Source organism: Bacillus sp. ES1-5 (assembly GCF_022487605.1).
Classification (GTDB): Bacteria; Bacillota; Bacilli; order Bacillales; family Bacillaceae_G; genus Bacillus_A; species Bacillus_A wiedmannii.
In genome coordinates, this window is the sequence record NZ_JAKVPU010000001.1 from 930118 (window position 1) to 949598 (window position 19481).

Consider the following 19481-nt stretch of genomic DNA (forward strand, 5'->3'; position numbering starts at 1 on the left):
TATATTCGAACAATAGAAATATACCACTTTATATGTTATAGTGCAAACTATATTAACTTATACAAGCAGGTGAAAAAATGCGTACTCTCTATCATCCAAATCGAGAAGAAATTCAATTCTCTTCTGTTTTATACGCACTTAGCGATCAAATTCGTTTACAAATTGTAACGATGCTATTAGTGAAAAATGAACAATCTTGTGGTGCGTTAAACATTCCAATTGCGAAATCAACTTTATCTCACCATTTCAAAGTTTTACGTGAATCCGGTGTTATGTATACACGCCTTGAAGGAACACAGCGTTTCATTTCAATTCGTGAAGATGACTTACATGCTAGATTCCCCGGTTTATTAGACGTCGTATTACATGCGACAGAACCATACTAAAAAACATCTCATATTCATATGAGATGTTTTTTAGTTTTTTCTATTCTTTTAATAAAATGCAACTTTAATCAGAAGGAACTTTGTTCATCACACACTAGAAATACATGCGCTTAATTCTTTTTTACTACAATAATTTGATTACATTTTATACACATCATTAATATTGGACCACCTACCTGTTTCAATTCCTGTAGTTGCTTATGCTCGCACTTCCCCATATTATTACCTCCCTCATATAATTAGGTCATTCTGTAATCACTATAACTACTAAGTCCATTCCTAATTTAAGGTCTGAATAAAACGTTTAAACGCCGATATCCCTTCTTCATCTCGCTTAAAAACACCAGCATCTTCAAGCGCCTGTATAAATTTCCTTCCCACTTCTTCTCTTATAATCTCCTGTATATTTTGTTCATGTATCCGATTGTCATATTTGATTTTTAATTTTTCTGCCCATCGTATATGAGGCGTTGAAATATCACTTGGAATGTTAAGTAAGAATTTTTCCACTTCCTGAAGTTCTGTTTTTAAACGCGCAGGTAGTACAGCTAACCCCATTACTTCAATTAGACCGATATTTTCTTTTTTAATATGTTGTATTTCCGCATGAGGGTGAAAAATACCTAGCGGATGTTCTTCACTTGTACGATTGTTTCGCAAAACAAGATCCAATTCGTACATATTATTCCGGTAGCGGGCAATCGGCGTAATCGTATGATGTGGAACATCATTCGTAAATGCAAATATATTAACGGATGGATCACTATATCCCTTCCACCTCTCTAATATGTACTCACCTGCATTTACTATTTGTTCTATGTCGTTACTTCTTAAGCGAATAACTGACATAGGCCATTTAATAATAGAACATTGCATTTCTGGAAAGTTAGTGAGTTCAAAAATAAAGTCATTTGATGCATTTGCCATAGCAAATTCATAATTTCCACCTTGATAATGGTCATGTGTTAAAATAGATCCTCCTACAATTGGCAAATCTGCATTCGAACCAAGGAAATAATGCGGGAATTTTTCTACAAATTTTAACAAACGTAAAAATGTTTGACGGTCAATTTTCATATCACGGTGTTCTGAAGACAATACAATGCAGTGTTCATTGAAGTAAATATACGGAGAATACTGTAGAAACCAGCTTTCATCTGTAAGATTCATACGAATCATACGATGATTCGAGCGTGCTGGATGTCCAATTCTGCCTCTATATCCTTCATTCTCAATACAGAGTAAACATTTTGGATAATTTGTACTTTCCAATACTCTCTCTCTAGCAATTTGTTTCGGGTCTTTTTCCGGTTTTGATAAATTAATTGTAATATCAATGGGGCCATATTCCGTATGTACTTTATAATTTATATTTTTGGCAATTTGCTTCATTTGGATATAGTTGCTGTTTTTACTTAATTCATAGAAGTAATTTGTTGCAGCCTTCGGATTTTGTTCGTATTTTTCATAAAATAGAGAATTGATAATGGACGGTTTGGACATAAAAACATCCATAATTGCACTTGCTAAAATCTCCTTCTCGTCCATTACTGCCTCAATGACTTTATGCATACAAGCATATTCAATTAACTCTTCCAATAACTCCGAAATTGCTTTCTTTGCGGGTGCTGACGCTTCCACTACAAAGTCATCTAAACGAAGTAAAGAAAGAATTTTATTCCTTGTATATATTTCATCTTCTTGTTCAATCAATTGAACTTCAATAGCCCGATCAATTAACTGCTGGATAGCTTGATATATCATCAGTATATACCTCCTCTAACCTTTTAGCGGTTTATGTTGTTACGATGCTAGTTCTATGTACCTTTTATAATTTTATGAACAGACGTATGGGATAACCACCATTCTAATATACGTTTTGCTGTCTCCAAAGAAGCTATTAGCATACTTGAATCGCCCGTTTAGTAAGCTATTTTGTTACATTATACGTACGTAAAAACACTTCTACAATCAACATCTTGTCGTATTTTTTAGACATCTTGCTTTTCACTTTTAACAATTCACTAAAAACATACAAAGGAACATTTTTTAAAAATCAGTTTCCCATGATTCAATGAACACAATGAGGCCTATCTCCTCTGAGATAGGCCTCTAATTTCTGATATTACACGAACTATAAAACTATCTTTATCTTAATTCAAGATTTTCACCTCTGTGTCTCTCCCCTGTAGTCACCTTTTTTCAATACGTAAATTATCTAAAATAAACGTACCTGCTCCGGTATCCCCGTTTAAATTCGTTCCATCACTGAAAATTCCAACATAAGTTTGACCGTTCTCAGAACCTGTCACAGTAAACTCTGCTGTTTTTGTGTCAGTAGATGCAGTAAGAGTGTTATTCACACTCAATCCCTTTGCATTCGCAATGTCTCGAACATCAATTTCTTGATCCCCTGAAATAAAGCGATATGCATTTGCTGTTGTTTGGTAGTCAAATGATACTTTATAAGTTACGCCTGGTTCGAAACGATAATTTTGAGGAATAGTACGGTACAGCAAACCTTTGTTTCCAGTGTTCACTTTAACGGACCAATTCCCACCTAATACATCATCGACTAATTTTTTGCCTGCCCATCCTTTTTGCGTATATGGAGCATGCAATTCAGACAAATGAATTCTGTTGTCTTCTACCCCTTCTGTGTTACCAATAACGAATGGGTAAATTCCCTGTACCACCGTTTCAAAATCTTGTTTAAATTCCGTCGGTGAGACATGATTTTTTAAGGACTTTTGAACGATCCGAATATCATCAAATTTTGTGTTTCCTTTTCCAGAATCACGGCTGAGAGTTAATTTAGCTTTATTAGTTACAGCTGTAAAGCTTACTTGCATGATTTGCATTTTGCTATTGTATCCATCATTTGAGGCATGTGAATCTGCCTTAATATAGTTCTTTTGCAGGCTTCGAAGTGTGTAATTGTTAACGTCTTCTTTCCCACCTGTTACTGTAATTCCGGCCTTTACATCACTATTGTTTTCAACATATACCTCTGCTACATATTCTTTACCTGGTTCTAAACCAGTAAGAACACGGGAAACAGTTGTATCTTTTGACGGACTATCAATATTCAAGTAGTAATCTCCACTACTTACATTACGGTTGCTTCCAGTTTGATTTGTTCTGACGGCACTTACAGCTTTGTTATCCCCCTCAATAGTTGTATATGCACTTACTTTTCCTGTATTGAATCCCGCGTCATATATATGAGCACCCTTGCTCCAATCATAATCAAGAATTTCCAAACCTTTATCTCTTTTTGGTACAACAACATAAGGAGTTGCCGCACTAGCTGTCAAAGTTACCTTATTATTTACGACCTTGACTTCTTTCACATCTGCTCTACCACGATCTGTCAGTTTGTATATATATACACTAGATGCATCTTTATATTCATCTGGAAGTGTCCAAGTAGTTGTACCACCTTCCAAATTCCAATGATATAGTTTTTCAGAATTAGAAGTTGGATTTTTAAAATCTTGTTTCACCCAAGGAATTAAATAAGTGTGTCCATCAAGTACAACGTTTCCATTCAGTGTAATAACACGTTCCCTAGAATTGTCTTTTCTAGTTACATCGACAACATCCCCATTACTTGGGTCTTTCAATTTTATTTCCTTTTCTAAGTTTGTCTTGCTTTTATCCCCTTCTACAGCTGTCCAATTCGTTACATAATATTTTTGTAAGAATTTAGTAGGTAGATTTGTATCAAATGTCATACGAATAAAATTATCAAAATTCTTATCAGATTGCCACCCTTCGAAACCAGCTAATTCAAATCCACCAAGCAATGGATGATCAGCAGTTCCTCCTACTTCAGGCCAATTCAACACCCAAGAATCTCTTTGGTGATTGCTAATAAAGCGTAGTACTTCTGAGTTGATACCTTTGCTTTCCGGTCCACCGTAGTTTTTATCGGTAGCCCAGTGTTGCCACGTTGAATAATTGGCCATAGAACCACCAAATTCCGTTGTTAGTCTCCAGCCCCTATCTTTAAATTGATCGGCTATTCTATTTGATTCCCATTGATTTTGATACCATACATCTAAATAAATAAAGTCAAGATCTGAAACAGCAGCTTTCAATTCATCTAGTCTTTTCGCACGCGCTCCAGTATACAAATCTTTTAATTTATTAATTGTATAAGATTGATCTAGCCAGCCCCATCCTAAAGAATTTGGACGATCAATAAAATCATTGTTGAAAGCTTTCGCTTCAGGATAAACTTCCTGCGCATTGATATGGACACCAAATTGGGTATTATACTTATGCCCCTCTTTAATAAGCGTATCCAAATCTTTCACGCCACCCATACGCTCACCTACATTACCGTAATCCGGATGACCACTGTCATGTCCTTCGTTTGCATATCCTTTTAATAAAACAGCCTGCCCCAATTCATCAGTAGCAAGAGCAACCTTTTTAATATTATCTGCTGTTTTTAAGAATGGTTGTTGTGCTTGTGATCCGAAATTCATTGCAATACGCATTCCAACATTATTGTTTACATCTTGATATCCTTTAATGTCTTGCATAATATCACGGTATGCAATCGCCGCATCTTGCCAATCTGTCTTATTATCAGTATTTAAATCTTTAGCGATAGCTATTTTAATAGTTGGTTTATTTTTTTGTGGTTCTGACATAAAATCTCTTTGGTAATAGAGTGCACTAGAACCTATCCCCATTGCCTTAGAACCATTTTTATTTACATATCGATTTGCAACTAAGTTTTTATAGCCATCCACTTCTGAACTGGACCATACACCCGCACTCAATTCGTCAGTTGACAAAAATGCAGTATAATTTTTAGTAGATGTACCTATTTCTCCCATGGAAGAATCTACGCTTACATCCACATCTCCTGATTTCCTAACGTCAGTACTAATATTCGTTAATTTAGCTTTTGCACTTTTTTGCTCCGAATTTACTGAGATAACGTTCATATCAGCAAACTCAACTGTTTCAATTTTTGCACTACCATCATTTTTAATTTCATCGAAACTATAAATAACTTTATTATCATTTACTTTCAAAGATACTTTAAATACAGCATCAAGATTTTTAATTTCATCTACAACTTTTAATGTATATAGCACTTCACTATCGCTTAACTTTTCAAAGCTTACTTTAGGATAGTATAGTGCACCATTTACTTTCAATCCGTAAACAGGCGATTCTTGTCCATTCATTATTTTATCGCCAACTTTGTATTTCACAACCCGCGGGAATACTTGGTCAATAGTGACATCCATATACTTTGACTTTAATGTATCTTCTACTGGCGTGGTATCTGGAGGTTTTGGCGCACTATATTCCTTGATTTTGACATTAGAAATCGTAATATCGGCAGCTCCTCGGCTTTTTTCAAACCCAAGTCCCCCCGCTTGATCTACACCACCTGTTAAAGTCCAAGAATCTACCTTTTTACCATCAATGTATAACGTTGCAACATCGTCCATGAATACTAAACGTAAATGGTATGTTTGTTTTGCTTTTAACGGTACATTTGAAGTCATCGACGTCCAATTGTTTATACGCCCAAATGTTTCACCAAAATACTGGTCGTTCGTATCCCCTGTTCCCACATAAGTGTATGTAGATGCATTTTGAACACGATAGATTAATCCAAAGCGATTCATCTTATCAGTATTAGTAGTAACATCCGCTTCAAAAACACCATTTTTAATCGCTTTCATTTGGTTATAGACAATTCGATTCTTTTGGGTAGATGTAACACCGAAAGTTGCTGAACCATCTTCATTATAAGTAACTTTTCCATCGCCTGAGATAATTTTAAAGTCGCCTTCTTCTAGTTTATTATCCGTAATGTCGACAAGTTTTTCATCTCCTGGATCCGTGCCTCCATCTCCAGGTGCAGCTCCTAATTCAATGAGAACTTGACTTTTTTTATCTCCAAAAGCACCAAGTTTAACTGCTTCCTTACCTGTAAGGAGGTTATTTACATCATTAGGTAAAGTAACCGGTCCAAATAAATCTTTTCCATCTAATGTAATATTCAAAGTGGTTGCGTTATAATCAATTTTTATGGAATGTGAGATCCCAGCCTCTGGAAGTGAAACATTCGGTCTCGTTTTTATCCAATCACCTTTTCCTTGATATTTGTATTCATAGAACCATCCAAGTGAGTCGTAGCCTACAAAAACGAAGTTATTATTGTCAATATAGTGAGGATAGAAACCAAATCTAGTATCTTCTCCACTGGTTTCTGGAGTAAAGGTATACGCCATCGTTCCCGATTCTTTAGCGATTTTATTTTGTTCTTGAAAAATTGCAGCTTTAGCCCCATTATCATTTCCGGCACCTGCTCCAAGCCTTACATAGGACTTCCCATTTTGTTCTATTATTGCATTGATTTCGTTTCCTCCAGATGAAATTGTAACCCATGGATTAGACACATTTGCTCCTACATGTAATGGCACCATCATGCTAACTAAAAATGTCGGCACAATTAGCACAAGTGCAAGAAGGGTATTAAAAGCTCTCTTGAAATGCTTACTCTCCAATTCTTCTCCCCCTTTGAAATTTAAGTTTTAGTTAAAAACAATACCTGCACATTCATTTTTAAAATATACCAAAACCTGAAAGGTACCGCTTTCACCTATGTTTAGAATAGTTTTTTTCAAGTGCGGACTCAATAAAGATATTGTTTCTTTTTTTAGTTATATTGTCTTTTTAAAACGCTTACAAAATAAGGGTATTGTTACCTTTTTAAGTATGTTTTTTATTGAATTTTACTACATTCAATCGATTGGATATTATACGATAATTAATATTCTTCGGTTTATTTATATGTAAAGGTTGTTCCCCTCCCCTTAGTCATGATGACTTCTCCCTTAACTGTTCTGAGCTTTCACCCTAAAATTTGTGACCAAACTGGACGTAAATAAAAAATGAGCAGACGAATGTCTACTCATTTTTCTTCATTCCATTTAAAAATGGAAAAAAAGATATTGTACTAACTTTGAAGCTCAGCTGTTACTTTTACTTTAGCAAACCATGAATTAGCTGTCTCTTTCAATACGAGATTCAGTTCTTCAGTATTCCTTTTACCAATATCTTTTAACCAATCACGACCTGCTTGTTCACCGCCTATAGCAAACGGTATAACACCGTCTTTCCAAGTTGCCCGACCACATAACACTCCGTTAAAGGTAGAACCGGAGTCTTTAGCAAATTTTAATGTTTCTTGAAATAATTTTGTGCTTACTCCTGCACTAAGGAAAATAAATGGTAGCTTAGTTGCTTCACTTTGTTCTTTGAAATAGGAAGCTGCTTTTTCTTTACTGTAAACAAATTCATCTTCTGTATATCCTTCCACATAGTTCATATCTACTGGAACTTCTACTTTTAATACATCTACTTTATATTGTGGTTTCGAGAACTCCTTCATGGCCTCAATCACTTTATACGGCTTTATTTTTGCGTATGCTTTATTTTTCACATTATCACTTTCAGCATCATAAGTAACAATCTCTAAGAAAAATGGTATGTCTTCAGCTGCACACTCAGATCCGATACGTTCCATATAGACATGTTTATAGTTATTAATTCTTTCATCTTCATTGACATCATAGTAGAGTAAGAATTTAATAGCGTCGGCACCTGCTTCTCTTAATCGTTTCACTGACCATTCCGGTAATAAATCCGGCAACCGTCCTGCTTCTGACGCATCGTATCCAGTTTTTTCATACGCTACGATTAAGCCCGATTCTTTATTACGGACCTTAGCCGCTGGCAGACCGTATTCCGGGTCCAAAAGAATCGCTGTTGCAAATGGTGTTAATTCCTCAGAAACTAATTCTTTGAAACGGATAATCCCTTCATCTCCAACATGACTTGCACCGCCAGACGCAATCATTTTTTTCAATGAACCGCGTTGATCAATAGCCAATGCCCCAATTATGCCATTTTCAGCAGATAACCGTTTTAGAGCTTCCAATTTATTTTTGGTTAGTTCTAGCATCAACATTCTCCTCTATCAATCTATTTTTTCAACTTTAACGAGATCAAAGTATTGTTTAAACTTATTCACATTAATATAACCAGTTCCAGCTTCCATCGTATTTAACATTCCTGTAGTCATCGCCGTTTTAAGAACAGTCTCGACTGTTTGATGTTGATGTAGTGCCACAGCTAACCCTGCAACTGTTGCATCACCTGACCCTACAGGATTGACCACTTCTACTTTCGGAATCGTAACTCTGTAATAGTCCTCACCGTGCTTAACAAATGCACCTTCACTACTCATTGACACGATAATCCACTCAATTCCAGTAAATAGTTCATGGTTTAACGCTTTCTTCAGATCTATGTTCCCCGCTTGCATGTTTATGCCCAACAGCTGAGATAATTCCGCTGTATTTGGTTTAATGACAAACGGTTTTTCTTTATGCACCATCGCTTGTTTTAAAGATTCCCCTGACGAATCCATAATTACTGGAATTTTATTTTCATGACAGATTTCTAGCATTTGATAATAAAAGTTAGTTGGTAACCCTTTCGGCAAACTACCCGAAATTGTCACAAGTGAAGCTGTTGTAAGTAGATATTCGAATTTTTCTAAAAAATCATTTCCCTCTTCTTTAGATAATGTTGGCCCAGATTCTAAAATCTCTGTTTGCATCCCTTCATGAAGAATAGCAATACAATTTCTTGATTCTTTTTTGATTTTTAAAAATTCATTTGGAATATTGACTTTATTTAATTCTTGAATAATGTATTCACCAATCGTACCACCAAGCACACCTGTCGCTAGGACAACCTCATCCATTTGAGCAATTACTCGTGCAACATTCAAACCTTTTCCACCAGCAGTTTTATGAACCGTTTCCACACGGTTAACTACATCTAACTTTAATTCATGAATCGGATAGGAAATATCGACCGATGGATTCATGGTGACAGATAAAATCATTGGTACTCCCTCTTTCAGAAAATTGTTTAATCTTGAAAACGGCATACTCCATCAAGATAGGTAGCAGTTACATCCATCGCTGGCGTCATCACAATAAAGTCAGCAGCATATCCCTCGGCAATCTTCCCGCATTCACCATCAAGCTGAACACTTTTTGCTGGTGCAGTACTCGCCATGTAAATTGCTTCCTCGGGCGCGGCAATTCCCCACTCGACGACATTTTTGACAGCATCTTTTAATTGCAAAATACTCCCGGCTAAACTTCCGCTTTCCAAACGAGCCATCTCATCTTTTACTTTCACCGGAAACTCACCTAGTTGATAAGTTCCTTCCGGCATACCTCCAGCCATCATACAATCAGAAACCATTACAACCTTTTCTCTGCCGCGGACATTCATTAAAATATTTGAGGCAACAGGATGAACATGATGTCCATCACATATGATTTCGGCATAAACATCTTTTAGATTCATGGCCGCACCGACCATCCCCGGCTCACGATGGTGTAGTGGGCTCATTCCATTGAAAGTATGAATAAAAATGGAAGCTCCTTTTTCAACCGCTTGCTTTGCTTCTTCATAAGTTGCGTCACTATGGGCCAACGCCACGGCAATCCCTTCTCCTACAGCATATTCAATAAATTCTGCTGCCCCTTTCCTTTCAGGTGCAATCGCGATTTTTTTAATAGCATTATTTGATAATTTCTGCCAAACTTTCAACATATGAATTGATGGGTCACAAAAATATTTCGTGTTTTGTGCTCCTTTATGCTTTTCAGTAAAAAACGGTCCTTCTAAAAAGATTCCTTTAATTTTTGCACCTTGCACTTTCGTATAATTGGCACCAATCATTTCAACGACGTTATTTAACGATTCTATTGAGGATGTTAAAGTTGTCGGTAAAAAGGATGTAACGCCGCAAGAAAGGAGTCCTACCGAAATTTGGTCCAGTCCTCCAAAACTATTGTCCATAATGTCGTGATTTCTAAATCCATGAATATGTGTGTCTACTAGGCCAGGAGCGATCCAATGTCCTCTATACTCAATAATGTCTGTCGTTTCCTCTGGTTTGTTTTTTGAAAAAACACCGAATTTTCCGTCTTTTATTTCTAAAAATCCAGGCCCTGTGACCATCTCATCAAGAAAAAACTTATCTGCAAAAATAAAAATAGACATGTATGTTTCTCCTATCCTAGTTACTCATATTCGTAGATGGTAACACCTTTAACGACACGGTTCACTGTTCCTGTCGGTGAAGGTGTATCCGGTGTATTGCCTACTTTCACGGAAGCTAACAGTGAGACTGTTTGCCCAATCATGACAAAAGGTAATGCTAAGTAAGCATCCGGTACAGAGTGAGCCTCGCTGCCGAATGCAAATCTGTTCCCAGCATAAATAATTTCTCCATCAACCTCGATGGCACAAATATAACTGGCAATGTCGTCTTGCTGCATTTCTTTTAACATATCTAAATCATATTGACGTGTATAAGGATGGTTAGAAACAAACACGAAAACTAATGATTTTTCGTTTACAAATGATTTTGGACCGTGTCGGAATCCGAGTGGTGAATCAAATGCGGTAACAATTTTTCCAGCTGTCAGTTCTAATATTTTTAATTGTGATTCTTTCGCTAAACCTTCTAAACTACCAGAACCTAAGTAAATAATTCGGTCAAAATCAAAATCTACTATCTCTTTGATGACGTCTTCGCTTTGAATGACACTTTCACCCATTTTATGAATTTTTTTCACTATCTTTGATTTTTCTTCATTCGATATAGAATCAAAAACAAGTAATGCCGTTAACGCCATGCAAGTATAACTTCCTGTCATGGCAAATCCTTGGTCATTCGATTTTTCAGGCATCAATAGCAATAAATTTTTTTCATTATTCACGGACCGTTTGGCTAATTTACCGTCTTTCGCACAAGTAATCGTTATTTGATACAAATCCGTTACTATTTGCTCAGCTAATTGTACGGCAGCAACACTTTCCGGACTGTTCCCGCTTCTAGCAAATGAAACGAGTAAAGTTGGATAATCCTTTTTGAAGAATTGATAAGGATTTGAAACTAACGTGGTTGTCGGAATACTTATTACTTCCCACTGTTGTTCATCGACTTTTTCTATTAAATAAGGGGTGACTGTATCACCGACATAGGCAGACGTTCCAGCGCCCGTAAAAATAACTCGAACCCGATTGTGTTTCATTACTATTTTTTGTAAAAACTCTTCAATCCCCTCGCTTTTCTCCATATACAAAGCAAAGGTTTCAGCCCATAAATCAGGCTGCCGTTTTATTTCCGCTGTTGTTATCGATGCACCTAACGAAACTAAGTTTTCTTGACTTAATGTAAACATATTCGTCCACTCCTCTACCTATTTGCCATCATTCTCTTCATAAAAGAAGATCGGCGCCACCTCATTACATACCTTCAAACACCCGTAATCCTGCACCAGTAACTCCATTATTTTGTGCCAATGTACTAATACTCATCTGCTCCAAAAGATGTTGTTGCTCAGGAAGCTGATACATTTTCAGCTTCGTTTTAATCAACTCCAGTAGAAATGGATTTTTCACAATGACACTACCGCCAAAAACTATTTTGTGCGGATCTAATAAGGAGGAAATCGTATAAAGTCCTTGAGTTAAGTAGTCGGTTACTTCGTTGATGATGAACTGATATTCCGATACCTCGTTTATATAACCAGCAAAAACATCCTTTGTTGAAATAGTATCTACCTGTAAGTCCCTTTTGGCTATTTTTTGGATCCCTGGCCCAGCAGCGATTTTTTCTAATCGTTCATTGATCCCCTTTGAGAGGACAGGGATCAAGCCTAGTTCTCCAGCAAATCCTGCTCCCCTAAAAAATGAGCCGTTATGAATGATAGAACAAGATATTCCCGTACTTATAGTCACGTAGACAAAGGTTTCATTCCTTTTTACATGCGCTGCTTTCCATTCGGCATAAGCCGCCATATAGACATCATTGTCAATCATGATTCGCTGGATACCAAATTGTTCCTGCAAACGGACTGAAATAGGAAACTGTCTCCAAGGTAAATTATTTTGAAAAACGGCAATTCCTTTCTCGTAATCCACTTTTCCCGGTACCCCAACGCCAATACCCTCGATATTAGCGATGGAAATCGATGATTTTCTGAGAACTTGTTCCACAGCTTCTACAACTCTACCAAACATTTTTTCCCGGTCTGAAGGATCACTTTTTATTTCCGAACGTTCAAGCAGTTCGCCTGTATCCGAAATGATTCCCGCTGCAATCTTCGTTCCCCCAATATCAATGCCGACTGCCTTTTTCATTTGTCCGCACCCCTAGGTTTGTATTTGAAGTATTGAGTAATGTTTTATAATTGTTATCGTTAAACATATATATACGATTCCTTGATCAATCCACTTGCCCTGGTTGATTTATAGGTATTTCCGATTGTAGTCATAAAGTAGCCCTAAGAGACCAGCTAATCCAATCAACATCATACCTAGTTCGAATTTTCCAGCTGTCTTTTGGTAGATGATAATCAAAGACAGACATACGATAAACACAACAATTTTAATAATGAATAAAGCGCTAGCCTTCATTTGAAACATCCTCCCACCTGATTTCACTAGGTGCCAACGTCACTTCTTTTCTGTTTCCTTGTCCATCATATACAACTGTCATTTGTTCGATCATCGAGTTGTTAACAATCGCCATTTTTTGAATAGATGGATATGCATGTACTTCACAATAAATGTTGCTCGCATGATACTTTTGAAACTCTCCTTCTTTATGGGCAGCATAGTATAAAGCGCGCATCAGCAGACGAGTATTTTCTTCGCTGTATGGTAGCCCTGCTATATAGACAGCTCTGCCTTCTCCAAACGGATGACTAGAAAGATGAACTTCTTCATTCGAATATTCAATTATTTCGGTTTTATCTGATAACGCATAAATGTTTTTCATTCCTTCACCAAAATCAAATTGGGTGCTGTCAGCAGAAATAAAATGATTTTCGACAGGATTAATAAAATATTTATCTGTGGATAAGCTAAATCCTAGTTCTTTGTCAACACCTAAGACGTTCGCCAATTGAAAATAATGTCCTTCATGCTGATAGGCTGTCGGTTCGCCAATACCTATGAAGCCTCCGCCATTATACATCCAGGCCCTGATTGTAGTGACTAACTTTTCATTAATCCAATTAGCACCTCCTGAAAAAGCTGTGCCTACATCGCCAGCATTAATGATAACGTCAATATCCTCAGGTATCCCATCGTTAATAACATCATCAAAACTAATGAACGAAACTTCCACGGCAGCCCCGCTCAAGGATTCTAAAACACCTAAATAAGAATAAATTTGTTTATACCATAGAGCATGAGCAACCATATGTGTTTGCCAAGTTCTCAACTTGCCCCAAGAGTTCAAAATTGCAACTTTAAGACCGCTATATGGTTGAACGCCTTTGATCGTGTCATGAATTTCACGAAACTCCTCCGTAACTTTTTCAATATAAGAGATAAATTCTGGGAATTGATAAGCTAGACTTAAATAACCGCCATAGCCGATACGATCAACAGGGTTCCGTAGTAAAGCTCTTCGCGCCGTTAACCAGTTTTCATTCGCTTCAATCGTCGGGTTATTACCTTCGTAAAAAGTATCTGGGAAGAAATAAGGTAAGAATCGCCCTTCTGTGTAACGAACATGTGGTATATCTGCAATCATACGTAATGTGGCTCCACCGCCCACACTGCCTACAACTGCGTCCAATCCGATATTTTCAAAGTATTTCCCATATGGTTCTGTACCGATCCAGTTATCACCAAGGAACATCATTGCTTCTTTTCCACTTTCATGGACAATATCCACAAGTTTCTTTGCTTCTTCAGCAACGAACTTATGAACAAAATCTATATAATCTAAAAAAGCAGGAGTTGGAATTCGAAATGCAGTATTATAATAGCCTTGATCAACAATGTCCTCTGGCCTTAAGCGATAGCCCTTTTCTTTTTGAAAAGCATCCAAAGCAGCAACTGAAACACTAGCACCATAACCGAACCAATCAACAAATTTCTCTTTGCCAAGATTATTAAACACAAGGGTAAAATGATAGAAAAACGTTGTAAACCTAACAACATCTGTATCTGGATTTTCTGTCAGCCATTGTTTTAAATAGGTTTTCATAAATTCATTGGAATGTGGTTGCCTCACATCAAAAGGAATATCATGCGGCTTATCTCCCCAGTTATTAGTAATATGATTGTACATTTGGGTTGGATCCCAAATCGCATAGACTAGGAATGAAACCGTATATTCATGCCAAGGAATCGCCTTCGTAATCAAAACACGATTTTGCTCTTCATTTACTTCCCAATCATTATCGTCAACAACTTCTCCGGTTGTCCGGTCAATAACCTCCCAGTATTTTTTAGGATTGTGAACGTAATCCGGCTTTAATTGTTCCTCAAAGTAGCCTTTCATAAAATCAATTTCAAGAGTGTTTGTAAGCGCAGTATTGAATAAGCTCATTAAATAAAGTTGCTGGCATTCATCCATGTGCTTCTCTGCGAACTCATTGTGAGCCCGAGCAACAAAATAAGTCGTATAAATTTTTGCATCCAATTGTTTAATATCATCATCTAGTTTCGTTCCATCACTATCGCGAATCGCATCCGCACCCCATCGTTCCATCAATTCTTTTGTTTCCTTAAGAAAATTTTCTTCACTCGGTAAAGTAACACGGCCTTTTTTCTTTCTCATGTAAATCCTCCTTTAATCCTTTAAACCACCAAGGGACATTCCTTGTGTTAATTTTTTTTGAACAATAATGTATAAAATCAAAGTTGGCAGCATGACAAGAACCATTCCTGCATACATTTGACCATAGTTCGCAGCAGATTTTTGAGCTGCCATCAAGTTCATTAACCCAACAGGTAACGTTTTATTCGGTCCTGGGATTAACGTTAAGGCAATAATGTATTCGTTCCAAAAGGCAAGAAAATTAAATAAAATGACGGCAATAATACTTGGACGAGCTATCGGAATCATGACTGAAATCATTGTTTTAAAATATCCGGCACCATCGACCAATGCCGCTTCCTCATATGTAGATGGAAGCGATTGAAAAAAACTAGACAGCAAGTAAATGGTAAATGGTAACGCCGTCGCCGCATATACCAATGCTAAAACAAATAAATTGTCTAGTAGAAATCCATCACCAATTTGGCCTCGTAAAAAGGTATCTCCGTCCAATAACATCAAGAAAATCGGAACAACAATGTAGTTCACATTGATGAATAATCCAGCTTTAAAAAAAGTATTTATTAATTTGCTTCCTCTAAAGGTATATCTTGCCAACACATAGGCTGCTGGTAAGGCCACAATCAATAAAATGAGCAGAGCCAACGCGGTTACCATGACTGAATTCAACATGTAGGTACCCATGTTTGCTTTTTGAAAAGCATCGATAAAGTTTTGAAAATAGAAACTTTTCGGTATGGTCCAAGGACTTCCGTAAAATTCTGAATTTTGCTTCACTGATGCTAAGAAAACCCATGCAACAGGAATAATAATAGAAATTGCTAACGTAATCAGTGCTACATATATAAAACAACGATATATTACTTCTGTAGTCATACCTTTTTGGGGCTTAACTATTTTTGGGGCTTTATAAGCTGCTTCTACAATCATTTCTTTTTCGGTTTCCACCGTTTTTGGATCTCGATAAGCTGTTTCTGTAGTCATTCTTTTTTGTGTTTCCATCGTTTTGGACCTCCTTAATACTCCAACACTTCCCTTTTAGTGACACCGCTTATAATTGCAGATAATGCGAATGAGAATAGGAAAATGACCACCCCAATAGCCATACCGTAACCGTAAGAAGAATTAGTGTAAGCCTGCTTATACATGTAGCTTAAAAATACTTCCGTCGATCCGTCAGGTCCCCCGCCAGTCATCGCTTGAACGAGTAGAAAACTTAAATTAATCGTACTAATAACGAAGAAAGTTAACGTCGTCCGCATGTTATTCCAAATTAACGGTAACGTAATACTGAAAAATTGTCTGACCCGTCCAGCACCTTCCAAAGCAGATGCTTCATAAAAACTTTCCGGAATACTTGCCATTGCCGCCATATACATGACCATATAATAACCAATCGCTTGCCAAGTGAGTGCCCCGCCAATGCTGTAAATGGCAATCTTTTGATTACCGAGCCACATCTTTTGAAGGTTTTCAAGGTTAAATAAAGCAAGTATATTATTTAACAATCCTGTAGTCGGATCATAAACTGCAGAAAATATTCCCGCGATAACTACAACGGATAAGATATTAGGGAGATAAAAAACAATTTGAAAGAAACTTTTACCTTTTATTTTTTCTCTCGTTAACAAAGTGGCAAATAAGATCGCCATCACCATCGTGATAAGTGTAACAATAACAATTAATACGATACTGTTTTGGAGAGATCGAAAGAAATTCATATCATTCCATAAAATCTTGAAGTTTTCTAATCCAACAAATACTTTATTATTAGAAAACCCTCCCCATTTATATAAGGACATCCTGAATACCTCAATCGTAGGAACAATCATAAAAATGGCTAACAGGATTAGTGCGGGTGCAGTACAAACAAAAATAAAAATTCTTTTTTCTTTTGTCTTATTCATGCCATCACCTCAGTTAATAAGTACAATGGTGAAACTAGCGACTCACCATTGTACGTAGTGAAAACTAAAAAACTATTTTATTTTAATGCAGACCGTAATTGATCACTCGTTTTTTCAACAGATTTCTGCCAATCTTCCACTTTTTTATCACCAGAAATAACACTGTCTATCGTTCTGAATAATGTATCTGCCATGCTAACACCTTCAACGGCTTTCGTTGCGGCAAATCCACCTGTCCCTACTTTCGCTCCATTATCATAAATACCATAGAATAATTTATTGCTATCTGTCAGTTTACTAGAAATACCTTTGACAGGCTGTATCGCACTAGATTCTGCAAATTTTTCAACGGCTTTATCCGAATAAACAAACGTCAAGAAATCTTTAGCAGCTTGTTTATTTTTAGCCGCAGAAGGAATCCACATTTGTTCAAAATAAGTAAATGCATAACGGCCGTTGCTAGCATCAAAACTTGGTAAAGTCATCATGCCCCATTCAAAACCTTTAGATCGAGGCGCATCTTTCATTTCACCAGCTACCCACGTACCATTTGGCATAAACAATGCTTTGTTATCGAGAATCAATTGTTGATTTTTCTTATAGTCTTTGTCATTGGCATTCGCAACAGTTGTTGGTTCTATGTATTTTGCCAACTTTCCGAAAATTTCGAATATTTTTGTTGCTTCAGGAGTTTCCCAAATACCATTTTCATATTTCATAGCTTTATTGTAAAACTCCGGCCCCCCCATCCCTAATAGTAAAGTATAGAAAAATGTATCAAAATAACCAGTAGTAGGATAAGTAAATAAAGAAATTCCCTCTGCTTTCGCTTTATCTCCCAAAATCCACATTTCATCCCAAGTTTTTGGTACTTCCCAACCTTTTTCCTTTAATAAACTAGCATTATAAAATAATCCAGTTGGACTATAGAACATCGGCGCCATGTAAGTTTTGTCATCGTTATAAGGATTAGTGGCCAATGTACCCGTAAGCCCCGGTATCAACTTATCTTTCACTTTAACCTCTTCACCATAAACGTTCTTATCTAAAACATCTGTAATGTCCTCTAAAGCTTTATCTTTAATCAATGTTTCTGTAAGCGCCTGTTTTCTCCCAGTTGCCAACAACACAACATCTGGATAGTTTCCTGCTTTCATATTCGAGCCTATGACATCCTCGAGATTTTTGTCCACCGTCAATTTAACATCAACTTTTGGATTAGCAGCTTCATATGCGTCAATCACTTTGGTCCACATCTCTTTACCATAAGCCGATTCAAGTGCTGCCACATGAAGGGTTTGTTTTTCACTGGAGCCTTTACCATCCTTAGAGTTATCAACTTTTGTAGTATTACCTTGGCAAGCTATTAAATTAAAAGATAACAAAGCTGTCATTCCAGACAACAATAACTTTTTTTTCATCTTTATTTACCCCCATCTCCTAATCTTCCTTTCATAATTAAAGAATACAAAATAGATAACGCTTTCACAATAAACATCTTGTTCTGTTTTTTAGATATCTTGCTTTTTACTGCATATCCCACTAAAATCTTTATAACGTAGATAAAAAGTCTACGAAGGAGGGATTCATTTGTCCAATGAAGTATATGAGATTCCACAAATTCAACGAAGCCATCTTCCAGTAAAACTTCTTTATATAACAAAATCAAAATACGATAAAGATTGGCATAGTACCATTCATGCGCATCACTTTACAGAGCTATTGTATATTACCAAGGGCAAAGGAACTTTTATCTTTTACAAAGAAGAAATCCCTGTTCAAGAACACAATTTGATTATCATCAATCCAAATATCGAGCACACGGAAAAGTCTGATACGAATCACCCACTCGAATACATCGCACTTGGTATTCAAGGTTTGTCCTTTTCATCCTTAGAAGATCCTAGTCCAGTCACTATTCATAATTATAGCCAGGATCAAAAAAACTTTCTCTTCTATCTTCAGCAATTGATCGAGGAAGTGGAAAATCATCAAGAAGATTACGATTTAATTATACAAAATATTCTGGAAATTTTACTACTTAAAATGATGAGAAAAAAATCTTTTAATGTAGAAAAAACATCTACTCAAAAAATCAATAAAGATATTGAATTTATTAAAAACTATATTAAGCAGCATTTTCACGAAAATATAAGTCTGGATACATTAGCAAGAATCAGTCATATTAATAAATATTATTTATCTCATTCCTTCAGGAAATTCGTTGGTGTTTCGCCTATTGAATACTTAATTCAAACTCGTATTAGAGAAAGCAAAATTTTATTAGAAACTACCAACTATTCGATTTCTAATATTTCAACCATTACCGGTTTTTCTTCCCAATCATTCTTTGCACAATCATTTAAACGAGAAACGAATCTATCTCCTTCACAATACAGAAACACTATCAATTCTAGCAAAAATAAACCAGATTCTAGCGCGAAATTTTAAAGATAATCGCAATGAATCTAT

Annotated in this window: 14 protein-coding genes; 2 read left to right on the forward strand and 12 right to left on the reverse strand. The window is 36.4% G+C overall.

Annotated elements, in window-relative coordinates; genetic code table 11:
* The first annotated feature begins 77 nt into the window (after positions 1 to 77).
* The gene (locus MKO96_RS04825; protein ID WP_240586844.1) at positions 78 to 386 is read left to right on the forward strand and encodes an ArsR/SmtB family transcription factor; all 309 of its coding nucleotides are present in this window, start codon (positions 78 to 80) and stop codon (positions 384 to 386) included.
* A gap of 279 nt (positions 387 to 665) precedes the next feature.
* Here the strand turns inward: MKO96_RS04825 and galT are convergent, their stop codons facing one another.
* The 12 genes from galT to MKO96_RS04885 form a co-directional block, all read right to left on the reverse strand.
* Positions 666 to 2150: a UDP-glucose--hexose-1-phosphate uridylyltransferase gene (gene galT, locus MKO96_RS04830; RefSeq protein WP_240586845.1), complete on the reverse strand. Its 1485-nt coding sequence runs from the start codon at positions 2148 to 2150 to the stop codon at positions 666 to 668.
* A 428-nt stretch (positions 2151 to 2578) separates the two neighbouring features.
* Complete coding sequence (locus tag MKO96_RS04835; protein ID WP_240586846.1) at positions 2579 to 6931, reverse strand: endo-alpha-N-acetylgalactosaminidase family protein; 4353 nt, start codon at positions 6929 to 6931, stop codon at positions 2579 to 2581.
* A gap of 452 nt (positions 6932 to 7383) precedes the next feature.
* Positions 7384 to 8391 carry a tagatose-bisphosphate aldolase gene (lacD, locus tag MKO96_RS04840; RefSeq protein WP_240586847.1) on the reverse strand — a complete coding sequence of 336 codons (1008 nt, stop codon included), beginning with the start codon at positions 8389 to 8391 and terminating at the stop codon, positions 7384 to 7386.
* Between the two features lie 15 nt (positions 8392 to 8406).
* Positions 8407 to 9342: a tagatose-6-phosphate kinase gene (gene lacC / locus MKO96_RS04845; protein WP_240586848.1), complete on the reverse strand. Its 936-nt coding sequence runs from the start codon at positions 9340 to 9342 to the stop codon at positions 8407 to 8409.
* Positions 9343 to 9368: 26 nt separating this feature from the next.
* Positions 9369 to 10517, reverse strand: coding sequence for an N-acetylglucosamine-6-phosphate deacetylase (nagA, locus tag MKO96_RS04850; RefSeq protein WP_240586849.1), 1149 nt, complete (start codon positions 10515 to 10517; stop codon positions 9369 to 9371).
* A gap of 20 nt (positions 10518 to 10537) precedes the next feature.
* Positions 10538 to 11704, reverse strand: coding sequence for an SIS domain-containing protein (locus tag MKO96_RS04855; protein ID WP_240586850.1), 1167 nt, complete (start codon positions 11702 to 11704; stop codon positions 10538 to 10540).
* 64 nt (positions 11705 to 11768) lie between these two features.
* The gene (locus MKO96_RS04860; RefSeq protein ID WP_240586851.1) at positions 11769 to 12665 is read right to left on the reverse strand and encodes an ROK family protein; all 897 of its coding nucleotides are present in this window, start codon (positions 12663 to 12665) and stop codon (positions 11769 to 11771) included.
* 108 nt (positions 12666 to 12773) lie between these two features.
* Positions 12774 to 12941, reverse strand: coding sequence for a DUF6903 family protein (locus MKO96_RS04865; protein WP_240586852.1), 168 nt, complete (start codon positions 12939 to 12941; stop codon positions 12774 to 12776).
* Positions 12931 to 15102 (reverse strand): 1,3-beta-galactosyl-N-acetylhexosamine phosphorylase, encoded by a 2172-nt coding sequence (gnpA, locus tag MKO96_RS04870; RefSeq protein WP_240586853.1) that lies wholly within the window; start codon positions 15100 to 15102, stop codon positions 12931 to 12933. The genes MKO96_RS04865 and gnpA overlap by 11 nt, the downstream gene beginning before the upstream one ends.
* A 12-nt stretch (positions 15103 to 15114) precedes the next feature.
* Entirely contained in the window at positions 15115 to 16104 is a 990-nt protein-coding gene (locus tag MKO96_RS04875) for a carbohydrate ABC transporter permease (protein WP_240586854.1), read from the reverse strand.
* A gap of 14 nt (positions 16105 to 16118) precedes the next feature.
* Positions 16119 to 17009 (reverse strand): carbohydrate ABC transporter permease, encoded by an 891-nt coding sequence (locus MKO96_RS04880; RefSeq protein WP_276314074.1) that lies wholly within the window; start codon positions 17007 to 17009, stop codon positions 16119 to 16121.
* A 77-nt stretch (positions 17010 to 17086) separates the two neighbouring features.
* The gene (locus MKO96_RS04885; RefSeq protein ID WP_240586856.1) at positions 17087 to 18430 is read right to left on the reverse strand and encodes a carbohydrate ABC transporter substrate-binding protein; all 1344 of its coding nucleotides are present in this window, start codon (positions 18428 to 18430) and stop codon (positions 17087 to 17089) included.
* A 169-nt stretch (positions 18431 to 18599) separates the two neighbouring features.
* Between MKO96_RS04885 and MKO96_RS04890 the strand changes: the two genes are divergently transcribed.
* Positions 18600 to 19460: a helix-turn-helix domain-containing protein gene (locus tag MKO96_RS04890; protein ID WP_240586857.1), complete on the forward strand. Its 861-nt coding sequence runs from the start codon at positions 18600 to 18602 to the stop codon at positions 19458 to 19460.
* Positions 19461 to 19481 lie beyond the last annotated feature (21 nt).